Consider the following 19,463-nt stretch of genomic DNA (forward strand, 5'->3'; position numbering starts at 1 on the left):
GGATTGTTATGATTTTTTATTACATCATGCTTTTTCTTCTTCCGTTCAACAATCATCCTATTTTGTCGTACAATATGAACGGAATAACTCCAGTGAAATTTTTCGGTGGACTCGCCCTATGCGTGGCCCTTGTCGAAATTTTTGGAAAAGGCTGGGGACAGGGACAGTTCAGGACACCGATCAGCAAGTTGTTCATGGCGTTCATCATTGCCTACTATGCCGCATTGATCGCCAATCATTCAAATAACTATAATCCTCAAGACGTTCTTCGATTTAATTCGATAGTTATTTTCTTTGTTACTACTGTCATTCTTGTAAATAACAAGGAAAGATTCATAAATGTGATATATGTTCTTCTTGCGTGCATGAATGTTGCGTCTGCGTATGTTATCCGCGAATATATACTTTATGGGTGGAAATACGAAAATTTCAGGCCTTCCGGCCTCTTCGGTGACCCGAACTATTCGGCGCTCAATCTGCTGACAGTCATCCCGGTGGCCGTTCTCCTGTGCAGAAAGAGCCAGAACGGCAAGGTCAGGTTTTTCTCGTATGTCTCGTTGTTTCTGTATCTCACGGCCCTGGGCCTGACGCAGTCCAGGGGCGCTTTCGTCGCCTTCGGGGTGATGACTGTCCCGCTCATGTTCGCTCTGAAATTCCAACCCAGGACCATTGCCGTCCTGTCCCTGCTCATCGGGGTGGTCCTGGCCTTCATGCCCGTCGATCTCTCGTCACGTTTCGACTTGGAGCGTACCGGGGTCAGAAGGTCTACGGACTCCAGGTACGAGTTGATCGTGGCCGGATGGAACATGTCGAAACGTCACATGCTTTTCGGGGTGGGCCCCGGCAATTTCAAGGTGAATTCCGCACTTTACAACGAGATGGTGGCCCGCAACCAGATCGCCCACAATTCCTACGTATCCCTGGCCGCGGAATTAGGGCTGCCCGGAATCATCGTGTTCGCGCTTATCGCCCTGCGCGTCCTTGGCAGCCTGAAACGCCTGTCCGCCGGGGATGCGGTCGATGCGCCCGTTTCCCTCATCGCCTCGGGCATGCGCATTGGACTCATCGGGTATCTTGTCGGAGCCCTGTTTCTGTCGGCGGAATACGAGAAACTTTTCTGGCTCTATTGTTTCGTGACGGCGGCCGTTGCGCGCTTCACCTTCGCCACGGTTTCGAACGGGAGCGTGATCGCGGCGGCCGGAAAACTCAGACGGACACACGCCGACGGGAGGGTTCCGGGATGACCTTCCTTGCCGTGACCATCGCCTTCCTGTTGGTCTATCCGTATGCGGTCTATCCACTGGTCCTGGTTGTCGCGGCGCGCGCATTCCCCGTGCCTCAGCCCCCGGGGGCGGAGGGAAGCCTGCCCTCCGTGAGCGTTCTGCTCTCCGTGTTCAATGAAGAGGAAGCCATCCGCGCCAAAATGGAGAACGTCACGGCCCTCGATTACCCCACCGACAGGCTCGAACTCGTCGTGGTGTCCGACGGGTCCACCGACCGCACGGAGGACCTGATCCGAGCCTGCACCGCGCCAAACGTCCGGCTGCTCGTCCAGGCCCGCGAGGGCAAGACTTCGGCTCTGAACAGAGCTGCGGCCTCGTCGAGGTCCGACCTCCTCGTCTTCACCGACGCCAACGCCTTCCTCCGTCCCGACGCCCTGCGCCGTCTGACGGCCCCATTTGCCGACCCCGGTGTCGGACTGGTCAGCGGGCGCGTGCTGCCCCTCGATCCCGGTACGCGCGAGTCGGGTTTCGGGCGCTTCGAGTCCTTTCTCAAGGAGCGCGAGAGCAGGCTGGGCGTGATCGCCGGAGCGGACGGGGCGATTTACGCACTGCGGCGGAGCCTCTACCATCCGCTGCCGCCATCCACCATCAACGACTTCCATCACCCCTGGTCCGTGGCGCTGCAGGGCCTTCGCAGCCGTTTCGCGCCGGATGCCGTGGCCTGTGAGGAGACGGAGTTCGATTTGGGGCGGGAGGTCGCGCGGCAGAAGAGGATGGTCAACCAGGCGCTGCTGGTCGCCAGGGACATGCTGCCGCGGCTTCTGGCGCAGGGCCGTTTTCTCGCCGCGTGGGTGCTGGTGTCCCACAAGGTCCTGCGGTGGTTGCATTTTCCGCTGTTTCTTCTCTTCCTGGCCTGGGCGGCAGCCTTCGGGTCCTGGCCCGTTCTCGCCGCCGCAGCGTCCTATCCGGCCATGTTCGCGGCGGTCCATGCCCGCATCCGGCGCCACGACCCGCCTCGCGCAGTAGGCGCACTCTACCGATTTCAGCTCGTGCACTTTGCCTATCTCCTCGGGGCGATAGACCATCTGCGCGGCCGCAGGGCGGTGACCTGGAACCCGCGCGGGGGGGCGTGACCGCCATGAGCGACGGAACAGCCCCAAGAACCCCCGGCGAAAGCTGGAGCCAGGCGGTCGAGACGTTGCCGGACGCCTCCTATGCGCATCTCGACGGATGGAAGCGCGTCGTCGAGAGGGCGTACGGCAACCCCTGCACGTTGCTCGAATGCCGCAGGGGCGGACATCTGGCCGGCATCCTGCCGGTGGTCCATCTGAAGAGCCTACTCTTCGGCAACAATCTCGTCTCCATGCCCTATCTCGACATCGGCGGGCCGGTCTTCATCGACGCGTCCGCATTCCGGGAGTTGATGGAAGCCTGCACGGAGAAGGCCGAGAAGCTGGGGGCAGGCGTGTGCGTGCGGAGTTGCAGCCAGGGCCTGCTGGACTGGGAGACGCAAACGGACAAGGTGACCATGCATCTGCGGCTCGTGCCCGATCCGGGCGAGATGCTGCGGAGATTCTCGCCGGAGCGTCGGAACAGGATCAAGAAGGGGGCACGGCTTGGCCTGAGCGTGACATTCGAGGGGCAGGACGGGCTGCAGGATTTTTACGGGATTTACGCGCAGAACATGCGGGATCTCGGCTCACCGGCGCACAGCCAGCTGTTTTTTGCCGAAATCATGTCCGCATTTCCCGAGCGGACCGGTCTTGTCATTGTTCGCGACGCATCGCGCGCGCCCATCGGAGCCGGACTGTATTTCAGGTTCAAAGGGCTTCTGGCCTTGCCCTGGGTGTCAAGCCTGCGGGACACCTTTCGGCTGAATCCGAACATCGTCCTTTACTGGGAACTCATCCGCATGGGCTGTCAAACAGGAGCCCAGGTGTTCGACTTCGGGCGGTCGACAGTAGGTTCCGGCACTTTCGAATACAAACGCCAGTGGGGTGCGGAACCCGTTCCCCTGTACTGGTATCACCGGCCCCGTCCGTCAGGGAAGGCCGGCGCGCCCATGGACACCAAGGGAGAAAGAAGACGGGCTCTGGCTTCCCTGTGGAAAAGACTGCCTCTGGCGGTGGCCAACTACATCGGCCCGCGTCTGCGGGGGGGGATATCGCTGTGAGTGAGGACATGGAGCCGCAAGGGCGCTCTGCCCCCCTGTCGATCTCCGTCGTCGTGCTGACGTACAGGCGTCAGGATGAACTCGTGCGCACGCTGAAAGGCCTGCAGACGCACCTTCCGGCCGGGATCGAAGTGCTGGTCGTCAACAATCACGAGGACGACACCAGGGCGCTGATCGCGCGGGAGTTCCCGCACGTCCGGTGCATCGAGACCGGACGAAACATCGGGTGCGAGGCGAGAAACATCGGCGTTTCGGCGTGCTCCGGGGATATCGTCGTGACTCTCGACAATGACGTGAACATCGAGGGAGCCGGGTTTGCGGATGCCATAGGAGATTTTTTCCGGCGGCGCGAAAAGGCCGGCTGCGTGAGCTTCACGGTCCTTGACCCGGCAGGCGCCGTCTCCCGCCGGGACTGGTGCCACCCCCGGGATCGCGTCGCCTGGGCGGACACGGAGTTTCAGACGGACCACATCTCCGAAGGGGCGTGCGCCTTTCTGAAGCGGTCGTTCACGGAGGCGGGGGGCTACTATGCGCCGTTCTTCATCGGTCACGAAGGCCCGGATCTGTGTCTGCGGCTCATCAAATTGGGCTTTGAGACATGGTACACGCCGGCAGTGCGTGTCGTTCATCACGCTTCCCACGAGGCTCGTCCCGGGTGGCGGGCATATTACTACAATACGCGCAACAATATCTGGCTGGCATACAGACATTATCCTGGCGGGCACGCATTGAAGTATGCATTGCTGTATACTGGGATGGCGTTGTTCTATGCCATGAGGGACGGCAATATCATTCCGTTCTGGAAGGGCGTCGTGCATGGCGTGACTCAGGCCAAGAGACAACGGAGAAATCCCCTCGACAAGAACGAGTTTGAAAAATTGCTTGAAATGCATGCTTTCAAGCCTTCCTTGGCGAGGAAAATGGTGAATCATCTCTTTTGCAAGGATGAATACAGGTAAAATTCACATTAATTCAAATGCCTGTTTTTCATATGTGCGAGTATGTATGAAAACAAAAATACTTGTCGCATTCGGTACGCGTCCGGAAGCAATCAAGATGGCCCCCGTGGTAAATGAGTTGCGGAAAAGGGCGGATGATTTCGTGGTCAATGTCTGCGTGACTGCTCAGCATAGAGAGATGCTCGACCAAGTCCTGCGATTGTTTCAGATCACGCCGGACTGCGATCTCGACATCATGAAGCCAGGGCAGGACTTGTATGACGTCACCAGTCGTGTTCTGGTGGGGGTGCGCGATCTGCTGTGCAGCATGTCCCCGGACATTGTTCTCGTTCATGGCGATACGACGACATCCATGGCTGTTTCTCTCGCGGCCTATTACAACAAGACGAAAGTTGGGCATGTCGAGGCAGGACTCAGGACGTACGATAAGTACTCGCCGTTTCCTGAGGAAATCAACAGACGGTTTGTCGACATGATTTCGGACATGCATTTTGCGCCAACGGAAGAATCAAAGAATAATCTTCTGCATGAAGGAGTTGATCCGTCGAGTGTCCATGTGACCGGAAATACGGTGATCGATGCGTTGCTTCTTGTACGTGACATGATCTTTGAATGCGCCGACATGAAGCGCCGCTTGGAGGAAAGGTTCGGATTTCTCGACACCTCGAAACGGCTGATCCTGGTGACCGGGCACAGGCGGGAGAATTTCGGGGCGGGATTCGAGAACATCTGCAACGCCATACGAGAGATATCCTTGCGGTTCGACGACGTCGAGGTTGTTTACCCGGTTCATCTCAATCCGAACGTGCGGGAGCCCGTGTACAGGATTCTCGGTTCGGACAGGCCCTCCAACGTGCACTTGATCGGACCTCTCGACTATCTTCCATTCACCTACCTCATGGACAGGTCGTTCCTGATCATGACTGATTCGGGCGGTGTGCAGGAAGAGGCGCCTTCTCTCGGAAAGCCGGTCCTGGTGCTGCGCGACGTCACCGAAAGGCCCGAGGCCGTCCTTGCGGGGACGGTCAGGCTCGTGGGGACGTCGCGCAGCGCGATCGTCGAGCAGGCGTCGCTGCTTCTGTCCGACCAGGATGAATACTCGAAGATGGCCAGGTCGCACAATCCTTACGGCGACGGGATGGCTTCGCGACGCATCGCGAAAATTCTGGGGGTGCGCGTGCGGGGGATGCAGCCATGAAACGCGAAAGAGTCCTGGTCCTCTTTGGCGCCGATTCCCGCCTTGAATGGGGCAGGTCTTTCCAGCTCGCCAAAGCGTTTGCGCAGAACGGGCATGATGTCGCGTACGTCAATCTTCCCGACCCGATATTCACATTCGGACGGATGTCAGCATCGATGCATGTCGGGAAATTGGATGCTCATTTCGATGTGTTCACGCCGAAACTTGGACTGCCATATGGACGCCTGCGTTTTTTGAGAGGAGTGAATTCAAAAATTATATTTCATCAAATAATAACATATTTGAATGACAATTCATATATGCCTTCAGTTCTATGGATATATTCTCCATACGATCCAAAAATTGCAAAAAATATTGCTGAAAAATTCGATGTTAGAAAAATAATATACGACCTTGCAGACGACAGAGTTGCTTTGGCTACAGCCTCAAGGGGTATTCAAAGCGGATTCTTCGTGGATGCTCTGGAAAGAGAAGTCTCAGATATATGCTCGTGCTTGGCGTCGATAAATGAAAATTTGCTGCGAATTAAGCGAAAGCTGCATGACAGCATCCATATAGTTCCGAATGGGGTCGATCTCGACACGTTCGACCCGGACAGGGAATATGTCAGACCGCCTCTCTACGCGAACCTCCGCGGAAGGATATTCCTCTATGCTGGGGCAGTGGAGTCATGGATTGATCAGGGGGTCGTGCGAGCGGCCGCAGCAAGATACCCAAACGATACGTTCGTTTTTCTGGGTCCGGTCAGGACAAACGTTTCCGGCCTGAGATCCATGGGCAATGTCGTTTTCCCCGGAAGTGTGGGGTATCGCGAGGTTCCTTCGTACATCCGGTTTGCCGACCTGTGCATGATCCCGTTTCTCGACAACGACGTGACCAGGTCGTGCGATCCGCTCAAGGCGTTGCAATACATAGCGATGCGTAAGCCGGTGTTGAGTACCAGATATGGCGGCGCGCGGGATTACGACGGTCTTGTCTGCGTGGCGAAGACAGGCGGTGAGTTTGTCGACGCAATTGAAACCGTCATCGCTCGACATGCGAACGTCGATGAGCGGATCAGAAATAAAATCCTGGAAGACTGGTCGTGGAAAACGGTGGCTGCGAAAGCGCTTGAACACGTGTGAGCATATTTTGAAAAAGAAAATTTTTCTCTATGGCTATTACGGAAAGCATAATGTCGGGGACGAAGCGTTGTGTTGCGTATGTATAGAGCAGCTATCACGACTTCTTGGCCGTGAGTGCCGCATTGAGGTGATGAGCCAGGTGCCTGTCAGTCATGAGAACGCCAAGGCCGTTACATATACCGATTTGTCGCGGACATGTGCGCGGATGCGGTCGCTGGCGTCATCCAGGGCGATTGTCTTCGGCGGCGGGGGGATATTTCAGGATTATACGGCCAGCGGCCTGGCAGACCTGCGTGAGCGGTGGCGGTATGTGCTGCTGGCCCGGTTGCTGAGGGTTAAGGTCGCTTTTCTCGGCGTGAGCATAGGCCCGGTGCGGACTCCACGGGGGCTGGCGCTGACGCGGAGGATTCTCGACGCTGCGGACCTGGTCACCGTCCGCGACGAAAAGTCGCGCCTGTTTGCGGCGGACGCTCTCTCGGTCACGAAAAACATCGTGAAGTCATTCGATCTGGCAGTCCTGCTGGAGGAGGGGACGGGAGGCGGTCAGGGCGGTGTCCGGGACGGGGTGCTGGGGGTTTCCCTGATGCCGGTCGGGCGGTCCCACCTCCTAGCGGGCCAGGACGAACTCTGCGCCAACGTCGCACGCGCCTTGAGATGGTGCATCGACCGGCGCGGCCTGCGAATCCGCTTCATACCGTTCAACAGAAACGACATGGCCGTCATGCAGGACGTGACCGCCCGTATCGATAGGCCGAAACATATCGACTTTCCCGCGTACTCGGACAACCCGCGCGAGGTGCTGTCCAGCGTCCGAACGTGTTCCCATTACCTGGCCATGAGACTGCACTCGGCGATCTTCGCGTACATGTGCTGCATTCCGTTTGTGCTGATCAGGTATCATGACAAGTGCGAAGGCTTTGCCCAGGAGGTGGGGGTTGGGGAGGACGGGCTCGTATTCTCGCTCCGGGAATCCGAAATGCGCAGCAAACTCGTCACAATGCTGGATACCGGCATGGCCCGTTACGGCGTGAGTCTTCACGAGGCGCGCGAGCGGGCTTCGGATTCGTTCGTTCGATTCGCGAATCTGATGAGGTAGGGCACGGCCATGGCAATGAAATCCTACGGACAACAAACACGGCGCTCGGCGTACTGGAGTTTTTCTGCAAAATGCGTTCAGCAGCTGTTTTCGCTTGTTGTCACGCTCTATGTGGCCAGATTGCTCGGCCCGAAGGATTTCGGGGTCATGGCGCTCGGCATGGCCATCGTCGTGTACCTGAACGGCCTGACAAGCTTCGGCATGACCGGGGCGATGATCAACAGCGACGACATCGACGTCCGGCAGATCGATGCGCTCTTCACCCTGAACCTGTCCGCATCCGCGCTGTTTGTTCTGCTTTTGTTCGTTTTTCCCCAAGAGATGGCGGCATTGTTCAATTCCAACGAACTCGCCGCCGTGTTCCCGGTCCTTTCCCTCATCATACCATTATCGACCTTCTACAATCTGCCGATGGCGCTTATGCGTCGAAACATGGATTTCAAGGGGCATTCGCTCGTCGACTTTTTCCAGTACGTCGCGGTCAGCGCAGTTATCCTGGTCATGGCCATGAGCGGATTCGGAATCTGGTCCCTGGTGATAGCGCAGTTGGCTGGCTATGCGCTGTCGGCCGTGGCCCTGATCGTGTATTCGGGCTGGAGGCCGCGCCTGCGGTTTGAAATGAAGCCGCTCGAAGGGCTGCTGGAGTTCGGCGTCTGGGAATTGCTGCGCTACAATGTCGTCTACATCAATAATTATGCGTCGTACTTCGTCGTTTCCGGAGGGATAAGCCCGACGCATCTTGGTTTGTACGACAGGGCGTCATCATTCACGAATCTTCCGTACAAAATAATGCATCTTCAGTTCAGTTCCATTATGTTTTCCGTATTTAGCCGCATAAAAAACGACAGAGAACGGATAGTTCGCGTATTCAACAAGTCATTGACTGCGTATGCGTCAATAATATTTCCTGTCATGTCTGGAATAGCTCTCGTTTCTGATCAATTTACCCGCATATTTCTCGGAAACGAGTGGCTTGATATGATTCCAGTGCTGCAAATATTGTCTTTGTATGCGGCGCTGAAAATGCTCTCCGGTTTCTTTGGCAACTTGAACATATCGTGCAAGAACTACAAGAAACAGTCGATGGTGGAATTGATCCAGGCAGCTGCCAAACTGTGTCTTTGCCTGGCCGGGTTGAAGTTCGGGATGATCGGCGTTGCAGCCGGTGTCGTCCTGTCGGCTTTCCTTTCGCTGGCCGTGAACATCCATTTGGCGGCATCGCATTTGAACTCCCCTCGGCGGGATTTCTTCGCGATGCTTGTGCCCGGCCTGATCGGCAGCGCGTTCATGACCGCGGCCGTGCTGCTGGTCCGGGCCGCCTGCCAGGGGGGGAGGCCGTTACCGTGCCTCTCGTTGGAGATTCTTACCGGCGCGACGGTAATCGTTTTTTGGAATCTGTTCTGTCCATTTCCCGTCATCCGGGAGATCGTCGCCGAAATCTTCGGCGACCTGAGGAACTCCGCCAAAGTCGGCGGAAGGGGGTAGCGGGATGGGAGCCTCTCCGGGCGACACAGTTGTCTTCTTCATTCTCATCGACGCGTTGGGATGGAACATCCTCCAGACGCACCCATTTCTCGAATCCATCGCGCCCCATCGCTGTTGCAACCGCACCGTGTTGGGCTTCAGTTCCGCAGCCATCCCCACGATCCTGACAGGGAAACTCCCCAGCGAGCACGGCCGCTGGAATCTTCTGTCCCTCGCACAGGGCCGCTCCCCATTCTTCTGGGTCAAGCCCTTCAGGTTTCTGCCGCGCAGTTTCGTCGAAAACAGGGGGGCGAGAAAAGTGGTCAATACGGTGTCCAAGATCATCTCTCGTTCGGAAGGTTATTTCTCCAGCTACGGCGTTCCCTTTTGCCACCTGCACCGCTTCGATGTCTGCGAAAAGAAAAATATCTACAAGCCTGGAGGAATTCCCGGCTGTGAAACAATCATCGATTACATGCGTGACGCGGGTGTTTCGTATCGCGTGTATTCATATCATGACGGAACGGACGAGGAACTTCTGGACAGGATGGGCCATGACGTCGCCGCAAATGATGCATATGTCTACTTTCAATATCTTTCAGGCATGGACGCGTTTCTGCATCAAAAGTGCGGGATGACGTCTGAGGTCGCGAAGAAAATGGATTGGTACGCCGATAATATAACGAATATCTATCGTGCTGTGATCGAAAATGGAAAGTCCGTACGTCTTTTCCTTTTCTCCGACCACGGGATGACACCGATTGTGAATCACTACGATCTGATTTCGGATCTCACCACACACGGCATCGACCTCGAACGTGATTGCATGGCCGCATTCGATTCGACGATGGCCCGTTTCTGGGTGCCGCAGATGGGCGTTGAAAGCAGGATCCGGCTCGCCCTGGAGCGGTGTACGGCCGGCCGTTGGTTGCCGGAGGAGGAACTGCGGGAGCTCGGCGTGCACTTTCCCGACCATCGCTATGGGGACATGATCTTCCTGATGCACCCGGGCACGCTGATCTTCCCCAACTGGTTCGGCAGGTACGCTCCGGCAGGAATGCACGGATTCCACCCTGACGACTCCCATTCCGACGCTGCCTACATCAGCAATGTCGAACAGTATTCCCCAAAATCGATTTGCGACTTTTTCGGTGTCATGAAAAATGAAATAGACGCTTTGAGAAGATACAGTTGATATGAACGGACATCTTCACTGCAAAAGGGTCAGAATCGCGTACGTCGTGCGCTCCGAAGAGCACGGAGGTGTCGAGGAGCACGTCCTTTCCCTTGTGAAGAATATCGACAGGAATGTGTTCGAGCCATTCATCGTGGCTCCTGAAAAATTGCTCCATCTTCTACGCGGGGATTTGGCGGATCTCGACGTCGCCACGATGCCGATCATGATCGCCAATGCCTTCGACTATGGCGGTATGAGCGCCTTTTTCCGATTTCTCAGGACGCACGGCATCGACATCGTGAACACGCACATGTTCATCACGAGCCTGCATTACACGCCCATTGCATGGCTGGCCCGCGTACCCGTTCTCCTTGAGACCTCCCACGGGGTGGAGAAGTGGCGTCTCTCCAAGGGGTTCTGGAAACGGCAGTCCTTTGTCGTCGATCGCTTGGTGACCCTGTTGCAGACCCGGGTGCTCGCCGTGTCCGGCGCCTGCCGTGACGACCTCAAAGCCATCAAGAAGATTCCCGGCGAAAAGATCTCCGTGATCCTGAACGGCAGGGATCTGCGGGAATTTACGGACCTGCCTGCGGCCCGGAGGCGGGAGCTCAGACAGCGGTGGGGGCTTGGCGAGGACGAATTCGTTTTCGGCGTGATGGCCAGGCTCGATTTCCAGAAAGGGCATGGCGATCTTCTTGAGGCCGTTCGGATGCTGCTGGAGTCGCGTGGCGACTTCAAGGTCCTGGTGGTGGGGGACGGAGCGCTCCGGGGGGAACTCGAAAGCAGGGCCCAACATCTGGGCCTGGACTGTCATGTCATTTTCACGGGCTTCCAGTCCGACATCAGGGGCTATCACGGCATTCTCGACGTGGACATCCTGCCTTCGCACTATGAGGGCCTCCCCTTGGGGCTCATCGAGGCGTCGGCCATGGCGCGTCCGGTCATCGCGACACGGGTCGACGGAACCCCCGAGGTGGTCGTCGACGGGGAGACGGGCCTGCTCGTGGCGCCGCGTGACCCGCGGATGCTCGCAAACGCCATGGGCTACGCGTTGGCCCACAGGGAGGAAATGGCGGCCATGGGCGAAAAGGGGCGCGAGTTCGTGCAGAGGCGTTTCCCGCTCGGCAGGCAGGTGCGCGAAACCGAAGCCCTCTATCTGGAACTGATGGCGAAGGAGTCATCCAAGGAGGGATGGGCATGGGCGCGATAGCGAAGATGTGGCTTCGGGTTTGTTTCGTCCTCGCGGTAGCGTGTCAGGTCGTGCTTATGTCGGGCGGTGCGTTCGGCAGGAATGAGCTTCGTTGCGGCGGGCTGACATCTTTCCCGCAGCCTTTGACCGGCGTGAATCTGCTGCGCAATCCTGATTTCAGGGAGATGGATCCGGTCACCGGCCAGCCGGTCGGGTGGAGCATGGGGCCGGCCTTCTCCGCCAGCCCTCCCGACGCTAGTCTCGTGTACCGCGACGGCAAGAGGTTCGCGGGCACGCAGAACGCCATCCAGCGACTATTCCTGGCGCCCGGCACGTACCGCATCGGCGGAAAAATCCAGACGAGCCTGCAGATACCGCCCAAGGGGATCGAGAGCGTCAGGTTCTACATGCCCGGCGTGGCAGCCACGCCGGGCATCAAGGGCGAAACGACCTGGGCCGACTCGGGGCGGGAGTTCGTGACCGTCGAGGAGGCGAAGGAGTATGACTTCCGCATCGAGGCGTACAACAAGCCCGACGGCGAGGCCCGCTTCGGGCAGGTCTACGTCAGGCGGGACGTGTACCCGCTCGATGTTTTCGTGATGTACCCGAATTATCGAGGCATGCTTTTCGACGACAGACCCCAGCGGATGAAACTTTCCGTCACTGTCGACCCGCCGTCGGGCGATATCTCGGAATATCGGGTTCGCGTGAGCATTGTGGAGGATGGGTCCGGCGTTTCGTTTTACGACCATGAAGTCGGCGCAACAACGAATTTCGCTCATGAGATGGATTGCTCAGGTATGGTGACGGGAAAACGTTACGCGTTAAAGGTGCGATTGCTGCGGACTGCTGACGGGCAATCGGTTTACGACTATCCGGATTATGATATTGTGAAAGTCCCTGGGGCATCGCGGAAAAACATGGTCGTGTGCGCAGATGAGCACAATCGTTTTCTCGTCCATGACACCCCGACGTTCTTCCTTGGTGCGTACGACGCCGGGATGGGATACGTGGCGAGTGAGAGACAATGGGCGTCGCAATTGAATGAAAAAAGACGTCTGTTTGATTTGCCCGTGAATCTTTACGTGAATTACTGGTACGGCGAGGCGTCGCTGGAATCGATGCGGACATTGATGAACGTCTTGCACAGAAATGGGATATATTACCTGCAAACAGGAAATGCTTTCGCTTCGCATTACAAGCCGGACAAATTCAAGATAGACACGGATCCGGATTATCTGTCCGCGATCTCCGAACATCCAGGGCTGGCCGGGTTTTATACTGCGGACGAACCGCATGGCACTCTTGCCCCGGTCATGTTTGATCAGGCACGCCGCCTCAAGGCCGCCAAGGCCGACGGACTGGTTTTCGGCGCGCTGCTGTATCCTCGGGAGGTGCGTTACTGGCGGAACGTGTTCGATACCCTGGCCATGGACCCGTACCCGATTGTCGGCAAAAGGCCGACCGGCGGGTTTCCTCTGCGGCAGGTCGCCGATTGGACCAGGGCGGTCCGCGAGGCGGTCATGGACAGCAGGCCCGTCATGACGGTCCTGCAGGTCTTCCAGCAGACCTCGGTCAGCACCTGGCCGACGCGGGACGAACTGCGGGACATGAGCTACATGGCCATCGCCGAGGGCGCGAACGGCCTTCTCTACTGGTCTCTGGGCGTCAAGGCCCTGGCCACGACCGGCGGCGAAGGGGGCTGGAACCCCGTCCGTGTCGCCCGCTTCGAGGATCTCGCGGCCGTGATGAGGGAACTGAAGGGCCTCGAGCCGGCATTGTGCGCGCCGGACTCGCCGGATGCGCTCGCCGCGTGGGACTCGACGGACGCGATACGCGTGCGGGTCAAGCGCGCCGGCGGCGCGAGCTACATCATCGCCAGCAACGTTTCCGGGGAAACGCACAAGGTGTCCTTCACATGTGCGAACCCCGTCGGCGAGGTGGCCGTATATGGCGAGAACAGGGCCATTGCCGGAAATGCGAATGCATTCACGGATGTTTTTGCGCCGTCTGAGGCCCACGTTTACATCATCTCCGACGCTGGAACCGGCAACTGACATGACGCGTATGCTGCGCACACGAATATGTCGTGTTTTAGATACACAGTTGCGAAACATGGGTTTTGCGCAATTCATGATCTGGTTTCTGAAATTCTTGTATCTCAATGATGCATACTACGTTTATAAGAAAGATATTGACGGGCGCGAATCACGGGCAGTGTGCCCTGAAACCGATATCGAAGTGAGAAAGGGCGTCATGAGCGATCTGCGCTGCGGCACATCAAGCACGAAGGGGCTTCCCTGGCAGTTCTTCTGCCATGAGTATGATGGCGTCGACGACTTTTTCATCGCGGCAAAAGCCGGGGTGATTCAGCATATCAGTTGGATTTATTACAGAGAACACACCAACAGGATCCTGCTTCTCGATCATGGCGATGCGGAAATCAAGCACGTGCTGACAGTGCCGGATGCACGGGGCCGGGGGATCTGGCCGCGCGTGCTGTGCGCCGTGTTCGAACATCTGGGGCGAAACGGCGTGAAGCGTCTCTTCGCCTGCGTCCTGCAGGAAAACGGCTCGTCGATCAGGGCGATGGAGAAAGCCGGTTTCCGGCGTGTCGGCAGGACGAGGTTCGTCAAGTTGTGCGGCGTCCGCGTGTCGCGAAGAACGCACACGACGCTCATTCCGTAAACCATGAACACGCGACCGTGACGGTGAGTGGCATGAACGCATCCCTTTGTCGGGAATCCATCAATCGTAGGCTGCTTTTCGCCGCCGGCTTCCGCTACGGGCTGCATTCGGCCCTCGGCGCACTGGTGGAGCGGCCTGTCGTCTACAGAGGGGCTGAACTCGCCGCGCAATTGGGCTGCGATCTGGGGGAGAGCTTGCGCACCAGGCGTGCGGTTCCCCGATTCGGGCGGCCGGTCGCTCATGTCCCCGAAGCCGGCGTAAAGATTGTCCAGCACCCGAGATACAGGACCTATTATCGCGATGACGGTGCGAATGCGGCTTTCGGCATGCATCTCGGGGTCGATTTCATCATGCACGACGGGAAACTGTATCCTGTGGACCTGAACCTGAACGCGGCGATCCGCCGGCAGCGCAGGGCGCTTTATACCGGGGCGGTCGACCCGATGCTGCTGACGTTGAGGGATCTGGCGGCGAAACGCGGCTACCGCAAGGTCGTTTGCTTCGCCGAGTCCTGGTCGGCAGATTACGTGCAGGAGTTCATGCGCCTGAGCAAAGACGGTCCGCCAGCATTCGTCCCGGCGAGCCCCGGCCGTCGATGCCTGCCCGGCGTCACCCGCCTGGTGGCTCTCCCGCAGGAGCCGGAAGCCGACACCCTGTCCGTTGTTTTCCACTACCAGCATTGCGCGCTGGATTACTTCATGACGAACCAGCACTGCACCAGCCGGTGGCTGAACCGGGGGATAGACGCCGGCGGGTCGCGGACGGACGCGTTGGGGAGCGTGGCGTCGTTCGGGTCCGTGCGCGAGATCGATCTGGACGACAGCGACGAGTTGCCGAATGTGGTCATCAAGCTGGGCGGCGGGTGGTCCGGAAACCTGGTCAGGATCGCCAGATTCGATGCCGAGCTGCGGGATAGCTACGCCGCCTTTACTGCCAGAGAGCTGCGTTCGATCTTCAGGCTAAGCCTATTTGAACGCCTGCGGGGCTGGTGCGGCGGGCATCATGAGCTGGTCTTTCAGAAATTCATCCCGCCCGACACGGACCAGGCCGGCAAGGCGCGGATAATCCGCGCGCACATGCTCGTTTGCCCGGACGTCTCGGCCATGCTCTCGTGCCACCGGGTCGTGAGCGATGCTCCCCTTCCGCGCAGAATCCCATTGGGCATACTCGAGGGAGACGCGCCATTCATCGTCAATTATTCCAAGGGAGCGCACTACCGGGCCGTAGAGGCTGGCGAGGAGGCCTTGGTCTCCAGGGCGTGCGCGCAACTCGGCGAGCTGATTCAGGGCGTGGTCGGCGAAAGGTTCGTGATCGGCGGGACGCAAGGCAACCCCGGCATACATACGCGGACGAGGGGTGAACGGAACGAGCCGGATGCGGCGGGGCAATCATGAAGGGCAGGGTGCTTGTTACATCGGCGTGCTCCAGGGTGGCGTACTGCATCTGCAGGAACTTGCGCCGTCACGGGCTTCATGTGGTCGCGGCGGACCCGGACCCGCTGGCCATGTCGTTCTGGTCCAGGTTCGTGTCCGGGCGGCACATCTGCGCGTCCCCGTTCAGGGACGAGGGCGCCTTCATTGCCGATGTGCTGCGGATCATCGAAACGGAGAAGATCGATGTCCTCATCCCGGTGCTTGAAGAGACCTACTTCGTGTCCCGAAACCGCTCGGCCTTCTCGTCCCATGTCCGGACCCTCGTGCCTGATTACCGGGGCATCCTTGCCCTGCACGACAAGCGCTCCCTTCTGGATGTGGCCGCCCGTTTCGGCGTGTCCACGCCGCGGACGGCGGAACTGGCGGAGGCTCTGGACGGCCGCTTGCCCGACGGCTTCCGTTATCCCGCCGTCCTCAAGCCGAAGCAGGGCGGCGGCGGGGGGGCCATCGTCCGGATCAGTGACGCCGGTCACCTGCGCCGCCATGTCAGGGCCGCGCGTCTCAATGCTGGCGCCTATCTTGTCCAAGAGAAGATCGACGCCGAGATGGCCAATGTCGCCATGCTCTACGACGGTGGGAAATTGGTGGCCGGAGACACGTATCAGACTCTGGCGGTTCACCCGCACCCGTTCGGTCAGTCGACGCTGAGGGTGAGCAGGGAGTACCCCCGGGCCCGCGACGCCCTGAAGACGATGCTCGATGCCCTGCAATGGAACGGCCCGTGCCAGGCCGATTTCCTGTACGACAGGTCGCGCGACGAGACGTTTCTCATCGATGTCAACCCGCGCTTCTGGGGTTCCGTGGAGCAAAGCATCGCCCGGGGCATAGAGTTTCCCTACTATTATTACAGGTGCGCCATGGGACTTGGGGGATTTGCGGCGCCATCCTCGCCTCCGGTGGTGGCGACGAAGTGGCTCGGCGGCGACCTGATGCGCAGGATAGTGGGTCTGACGTCCCGCAGCGCGTCCGGCGGGGCCGCTCAGGATGGCCTGCCGCACCGTGTCGAGGGAATGGACGATTTTTATGGCACGGACCCCCTGCCGTTCGTGGGCTGGGGCGTGAGCCAGATCGTGCGGCGGGTCAGGAGGCTGGCGGGGGGGAAGGTGTCGCGGGAGTCGCTGGACGGTATCTGGGAATAGCGTCCGGCATGCCGATCACGGGCGCAGACGGATGTAGTCGAGGTAGATGACGCGAGGTTTCGGAAGATGCGAGGCGAAAACGACAACGCTTTCCAGGCTGTCCAGCCCCATGACCCTGTCTCTCGGGGCGGTCCTGATCGCTTCCACGGGGATGTTCAGGTCGTTCCAGCCCTGCCGGACTTCGAACTCGCCGTTGTACCGGTCTTCGTATTTCCCTCCGCGTCTGGCGTGGTCCCTGTCGCGAACGGACACGGTCAGGACCAGGGGCTCGGGGTCGGGGTTGAAGACGCTGAGGGAGAGGCATGCATAGCCCCGCCAGTCGCCGAGGCTGCGTACGAGGGCTGTCCCTGGGTACGGGCCGGCATCCAGCCGGACGCGCAGGGACGCGTCGCCGTGTCTGGCTTCGGACCGCACGATCTCGCCTCTGGTCCAGCGGTCCGCCTCCAGACGGCTCTCAAAATCGCACAGCAGCGGAAACTGTCTGTGAGCCCGGAGTTCGTCCTGGTGCGTCAAGAACGGTTCGAAGACTACGAACCAGGCCAGCCCCGCGGCAGTCGCGGTCTTGAGCGCCTTGCGCGCGACGGATGGGAGGCCGGATCCCACGGGGGGGAGGAAGAGAAGGCCGGCCAGCCCCCCCAGTGCATCGACGGCCATGTCCTGCCACGAGGCTGTGCGGCCGAAATGGGGCTGGATCGTCTCGATGAGCCCGCCCAGGGCCAGGGCGAGGCCCAAGACGCATGCGGAACGCACTTGTGCAGGCAGGTGCGCAAAAGGGGTTGTTCTGGCGAGCCCCCACGCCAAGGGCGCGAAGAACGCCGCGTGGGCGAGGTTGGCGAAGGGCGAGGGACCCCCCGCCCCCCCGCCGAGATCGAGGAAAAACATGGGCGAGGCCAGCGTGAGCAGCGCCAGGACAACGGAGTGAAGATGCATGGGCTTGTCCTCCACCGGAGGAATAAATCGGAAAAAAGCATCTTTAACGCCGACAGGATGCAAAGAGCATACGGCTCTTCTCGTTCCGCGTACATGAGAAATCGGCTGACTGCATTTTCGGAGATTTCGTTTTCCATGTCTCTTTTTACAATGTCCACGTTCGGGTGTATTTTCTCGAGAAAGTGGATAATGAGGTGAATTGCGTGGAAAAATTGCAGGATCGAAGGCTTGTGTTGTTTGGGGCGGCTCTGCTGCTGGGAACCCTCGGAGTCGTGTACTGGCCTGTCATCGCACCCATGGTCAAGCAATGGGCCAAGGATGAGAACTATTCCCACGGATTCCTCGTACCTTTCGTCTCGGCCTATCTCGCGTACATGCGCCGGGAGGATCTCCTGGCCGCGAAAGTCCGCCCCTGCGCCGCGGGCCTGGCCGTGGTCGTCGCCGGCCTCGTCATTCTCCTGCTTGGCTGGCTGGCGACGGAGTACTACACCATGCGGGCCTCCCTGGTCGTCGTCATCGCCGGGTCCACGCTCTACCTTTTGGGGTGGGAGGTCTTCCGCGCGCTGCTCGTCCCGATCGCCTATCTGCTGCTCATGGTTCCCCTGCCGTACATCCTGTATGACGCGGCCGCCTTTCCCCTGAAGCTCTTCGTGACCAAAGTGTCCGTCCTGGCCCTCAAGTTCCTGGGTGTCGTCGTCTGGCAGGAGGGCAACATCCTCATGTTCCCGAACGTCACCCTGGAGGTGGCCGACGCCTGCAGCGGCCTGCGCTCCATCATGTCCCTCCTGGCCCTGGGCGTGGCGTACGCCATGGTGCTGCACTCCAGGACCAGGGACCGGGTCATCCTCGTCGCGTCCACCCTGCCCATCGCGGTCTTTTCAAACTGCCTGCGGGTCATCGCCACGGGCGTTCTGGCGCAATATTTCGGGGCCGCCGCTGCGGAGGGCTTTTTTCATGAGTTTGCCGGGCTTTTCGTCTTCGCCGGGGCCGTCGTCATGTTCATGGCCCTGGGGGCCGTTCTCAGGAGGTGGCCATGAACACGTCCATCCGCATCGCCGTGCTCATCGCCCTGCTGGCCGGGGCCGGGCTGTACATGCACCTGCACAGCGACCTGGTGGTGCCCCTGGCCAGGCCCTTCGGGGACTTTCCCCCTTCACACTCCGGCTGGAAAATGGTGGGGCAGTCTTCCTTGAGCGAAAAGGTCATGAAGGTCCTCATGCCCACGGAATACCTCTCCAGGCGTTATGCGCGTCCGGACGGCGCCGTGGTGGACATGTACCTGAGCTATTTCGACGGTGGCGCCGCCTCGGGCCGCATCCATTCCCCCAAGCACTGCGTGGCCGGGGGGGGCTGGACGGAAATCTCCTCGGAGCGCACCACCATGAACCTCGGCGGCGAGGCAGTGAACCTGGTCAAGGCTGTCTACGCCATGGGGGCGAGCCGTGAGGTCATCTATTACTGGTTCTTCATGCGCGGTCGGACCATATCCGACGAATATTCCCTGAAGCTTGCCGAGATCACGGGGTCCGTCATTCACCGCCGTCGCGACCAGAGCTTCATGCGCATATCCATGACGGCCCAAGAGGACACGGAGCGGGCAGAGCAGGTCGTCGAGGCGTTCCTGAAAGAGTTCTATCCGTTGATACGGGAGTATCTGCCATCGTAGCCGT

17 protein-coding genes are annotated in these 19,463 nt (G+C 59.2%); 16 read left to right on the forward strand and 1 reads right to left on the reverse strand.

Annotated features, from left to right (window positions below; translation table 11 throughout):
* The first annotated feature begins 8 nt into the window (after positions 1 to 8).
* From ACYQ3G_RS10270 to ACYQ3G_RS10335, 14 genes are read left to right on the forward strand one after another with little or no spacing between them, the layout of a single operon-like run.
* Positions 9 to 1,244 carry an O-antigen ligase family protein gene (locus ACYQ3G_RS10270; RefSeq protein ID WP_459825568.1) on the forward strand — a complete coding sequence of 412 codons (1,236 nt, stop codon included), beginning with the start codon at positions 9 to 11 and terminating at the stop codon, positions 1,242 to 1,244.
* Positions 1,241 to 2,356: a glycosyltransferase family 2 protein gene (locus ACYQ3G_RS10275; RefSeq protein ID WP_459825570.1), complete on the forward strand. Its 1,116-nt coding sequence runs from the start codon at positions 1,241 to 1,243 to the stop codon at positions 2,354 to 2,356. The genes ACYQ3G_RS10270 and ACYQ3G_RS10275 overlap by 4 nt, the downstream gene beginning before the upstream one ends.
* A 5-nt stretch (positions 2,357 to 2,361) precedes the next feature.
* Positions 2,362 to 3,396: a FemAB family XrtA/PEP-CTERM system-associated protein gene (locus tag ACYQ3G_RS10280; protein WP_459825572.1), complete on the forward strand. Its 1,035-nt coding sequence runs from the start codon at positions 2,362 to 2,364 to the stop codon at positions 3,394 to 3,396.
* Positions 3,393 to 4,355 carry a glycosyltransferase family 2 protein gene (locus tag ACYQ3G_RS10285; RefSeq protein WP_459825574.1) on the forward strand — a complete coding sequence of 321 codons (963 nt, stop codon included), beginning with the start codon at positions 3,393 to 3,395 and terminating at the stop codon, positions 4,353 to 4,355. The genes ACYQ3G_RS10280 and ACYQ3G_RS10285 overlap by 4 nt, the downstream gene beginning before the upstream one ends.
* A gap of 46 nt (positions 4,356 to 4,401) precedes the next feature.
* Positions 4,402 to 5,553 (forward strand): non-hydrolyzing UDP-N-acetylglucosamine 2-epimerase, encoded by a 1,152-nt coding sequence (gene wecB, locus ACYQ3G_RS10290; RefSeq protein WP_459825576.1) that lies wholly within the window; start codon positions 4,402 to 4,404, stop codon positions 5,551 to 5,553.
* Positions 5,550 to 6,677: a glycosyltransferase gene (locus tag ACYQ3G_RS10295; protein WP_459825578.1), complete on the forward strand. Its 1,128-nt coding sequence runs from the start codon at positions 5,550 to 5,552 to the stop codon at positions 6,675 to 6,677. Before wecB ends, ACYQ3G_RS10295 begins: the two co-directional genes overlap by 4 nt.
* Positions 6,664 to 7,773, forward strand: a complete 1,110-nt coding sequence (locus ACYQ3G_RS10300; protein ID WP_459825580.1) for a polysaccharide pyruvyl transferase family protein — start codon at positions 6,664 to 6,666, stop codon at positions 7,771 to 7,773. Before ACYQ3G_RS10295 ends, ACYQ3G_RS10300 begins: the two co-directional genes overlap by 14 nt.
* 9 nt (positions 7,774 to 7,782) lie before the next feature.
* On the forward strand, positions 7,783 to 9,258 hold the full coding sequence (locus ACYQ3G_RS10305; protein WP_459825582.1) for a lipopolysaccharide biosynthesis protein: 1,476 nt from the start codon (positions 7,783 to 7,785) through the stop codon (positions 9,256 to 9,258).
* Positions 9,259 to 9,262: 4 nt separating this feature from the next.
* A complete protein-coding gene (locus ACYQ3G_RS10310) occupies positions 9,263 to 10,432 on the forward strand; it encodes an alkaline phosphatase family protein (protein ID WP_459825584.1) in 1,170 nt (389 codons plus the stop codon).
* 1 nt (position 10,433) lies between these two features.
* On the forward strand, positions 10,434 to 11,624 hold the full coding sequence (locus tag ACYQ3G_RS10315) for a glycosyltransferase family 4 protein (protein WP_459825586.1): 1,191 nt from the start codon (positions 10,434 to 10,436) through the stop codon (positions 11,622 to 11,624).
* Positions 11,612 to 13,660: a hypothetical protein gene (locus tag ACYQ3G_RS10320; protein ID WP_459825588.1), complete on the forward strand. Its 2,049-nt coding sequence runs from the start codon at positions 11,612 to 11,614 to the stop codon at positions 13,658 to 13,660. The genes ACYQ3G_RS10315 and ACYQ3G_RS10320 overlap by 13 nt, the downstream gene beginning before the upstream one ends.
* 1 nt (position 13,661) lies before the next feature.
* Positions 13,662 to 14,291, forward strand: a complete 630-nt coding sequence (locus tag ACYQ3G_RS10325; protein ID WP_459825590.1) for a GNAT family N-acetyltransferase — start codon at positions 13,662 to 13,664, stop codon at positions 14,289 to 14,291.
* Positions 14,292 to 14,323: 32 nt separating this feature from the next.
* A complete protein-coding gene (locus ACYQ3G_RS10330; protein ID WP_459825592.1) occupies positions 14,324 to 15,685 on the forward strand; it encodes a hypothetical protein in 1,362 nt (453 codons plus the stop codon).
* Entirely contained in the window at positions 15,682 to 16,863 is a 1,182-nt protein-coding gene (locus ACYQ3G_RS10335; protein WP_459825594.1) for a carboxylate--amine ligase, read from the forward strand. Before ACYQ3G_RS10330 ends, ACYQ3G_RS10335 begins: the two co-directional genes overlap by 4 nt.
* A gap of 15 nt (positions 16,864 to 16,878) precedes the next feature.
* Here ACYQ3G_RS10335 and ACYQ3G_RS10340 read toward each other — a convergent pair whose 3' ends face one another.
* On the reverse strand, positions 16,879 to 17,793 hold the full coding sequence (locus tag ACYQ3G_RS10340; RefSeq protein WP_459825596.1) for a hypothetical protein: 915 nt from the start codon (positions 17,791 to 17,793) through the stop codon (positions 16,879 to 16,881).
* Between the two features lie 203 nt (positions 17,794 to 17,996).
* Here ACYQ3G_RS10340 and xrtA point away from each other — a divergent pair, with 203 nt between their 5' ends.
* Together xrtA and ACYQ3G_RS10350 are read left to right on the forward strand one after the other, a co-directional pair.
* Positions 17,997 to 18,830 (forward strand): exosortase A, encoded by an 834-nt coding sequence (gene xrtA / locus ACYQ3G_RS10345; protein WP_459825598.1) that lies wholly within the window; start codon positions 17,997 to 17,999, stop codon positions 18,828 to 18,830.
* Positions 18,827 to 19,459, forward strand: coding sequence for an exosortase C-terminal domain/associated protein EpsI (locus ACYQ3G_RS10350; RefSeq protein ID WP_459825600.1), 633 nt, complete (start codon positions 18,827 to 18,829; stop codon positions 19,457 to 19,459). Before xrtA ends, ACYQ3G_RS10350 begins: the two co-directional genes overlap by 4 nt.
* Positions 19,460 to 19,463: the final 4 nt, after the last annotated feature.

Source organism: Desulfomicrobium salsuginis (genome assembly GCF_054657795.1).

Coding starts and splice junctions, on each gene's coding strand:
- wecB (WP_459825576.1), top strand. CDS start 4,402: ATGAAAACAAAAATACTTGTCGCATTCGGTACGCGTCCGGAAGCAATC.
- ACYQ3G_RS10280 (WP_459825572.1), top strand. CDS start 2,362: ATGAGCGACGGAACAGCCCCAAGAACCCCCGGCGAAAGCTGGAGCCAG.
- ACYQ3G_RS10330 (WP_459825592.1), top strand. CDS start 14,324: ATGAACGCATCCCTTTGTCGGGAATCCATCAATCGTAGGCTGCTTTTC.
- ACYQ3G_RS10325 (WP_459825590.1), top strand. CDS start 13,662: ATGACGCGTATGCTGCGCACACGAATATGTCGTGTTTTAGATACACAG.
- ACYQ3G_RS10310 (WP_459825584.1), top strand. CDS start 9,263: ATGGGAGCCTCTCCGGGCGACACAGTTGTCTTCTTCATTCTCATCGAC.
- ACYQ3G_RS10295 (WP_459825578.1), top strand. CDS start 5,550: ATGAAACGCGAAAGAGTCCTGGTCCTCTTTGGCGCCGATTCCCGCCTT.
- ACYQ3G_RS10270 (WP_459825568.1), top strand. CDS start 9: ATGATTTTTTATTACATCATGCTTTTTCTTCTTCCGTTCAACAATCAT.
- ACYQ3G_RS10315 (WP_459825586.1), top strand. CDS start 10,434: ATGAACGGACATCTTCACTGCAAAAGGGTCAGAATCGCGTACGTCGTG.
- ACYQ3G_RS10320 (WP_459825588.1), top strand. CDS start 11,612: ATGGGCGCGATAGCGAAGATGTGGCTTCGGGTTTGTTTCGTCCTCGCG.
- ACYQ3G_RS10275 (WP_459825570.1), top strand. CDS start 1,241: ATGACCTTCCTTGCCGTGACCATCGCCTTCCTGTTGGTCTATCCGTAT.
- ACYQ3G_RS10335 (WP_459825594.1), top strand. CDS start 15,682: ATGAAGGGCAGGGTGCTTGTTACATCGGCGTGCTCCAGGGTGGCGTAC.
- ACYQ3G_RS10340 (WP_459825596.1), bottom strand. CDS start 17,793: ATGCATCTTCACTCCGTTGTCCTGGCGCTGCTCACGCTGGCCTCGCCC.
- ACYQ3G_RS10305 (WP_459825582.1), top strand. CDS start 7,783: ATGGCAATGAAATCCTACGGACAACAAACACGGCGCTCGGCGTACTGG.
- ACYQ3G_RS10350 (WP_459825600.1), top strand. CDS start 18,827: ATGAACACGTCCATCCGCATCGCCGTGCTCATCGCCCTGCTGGCCGGG.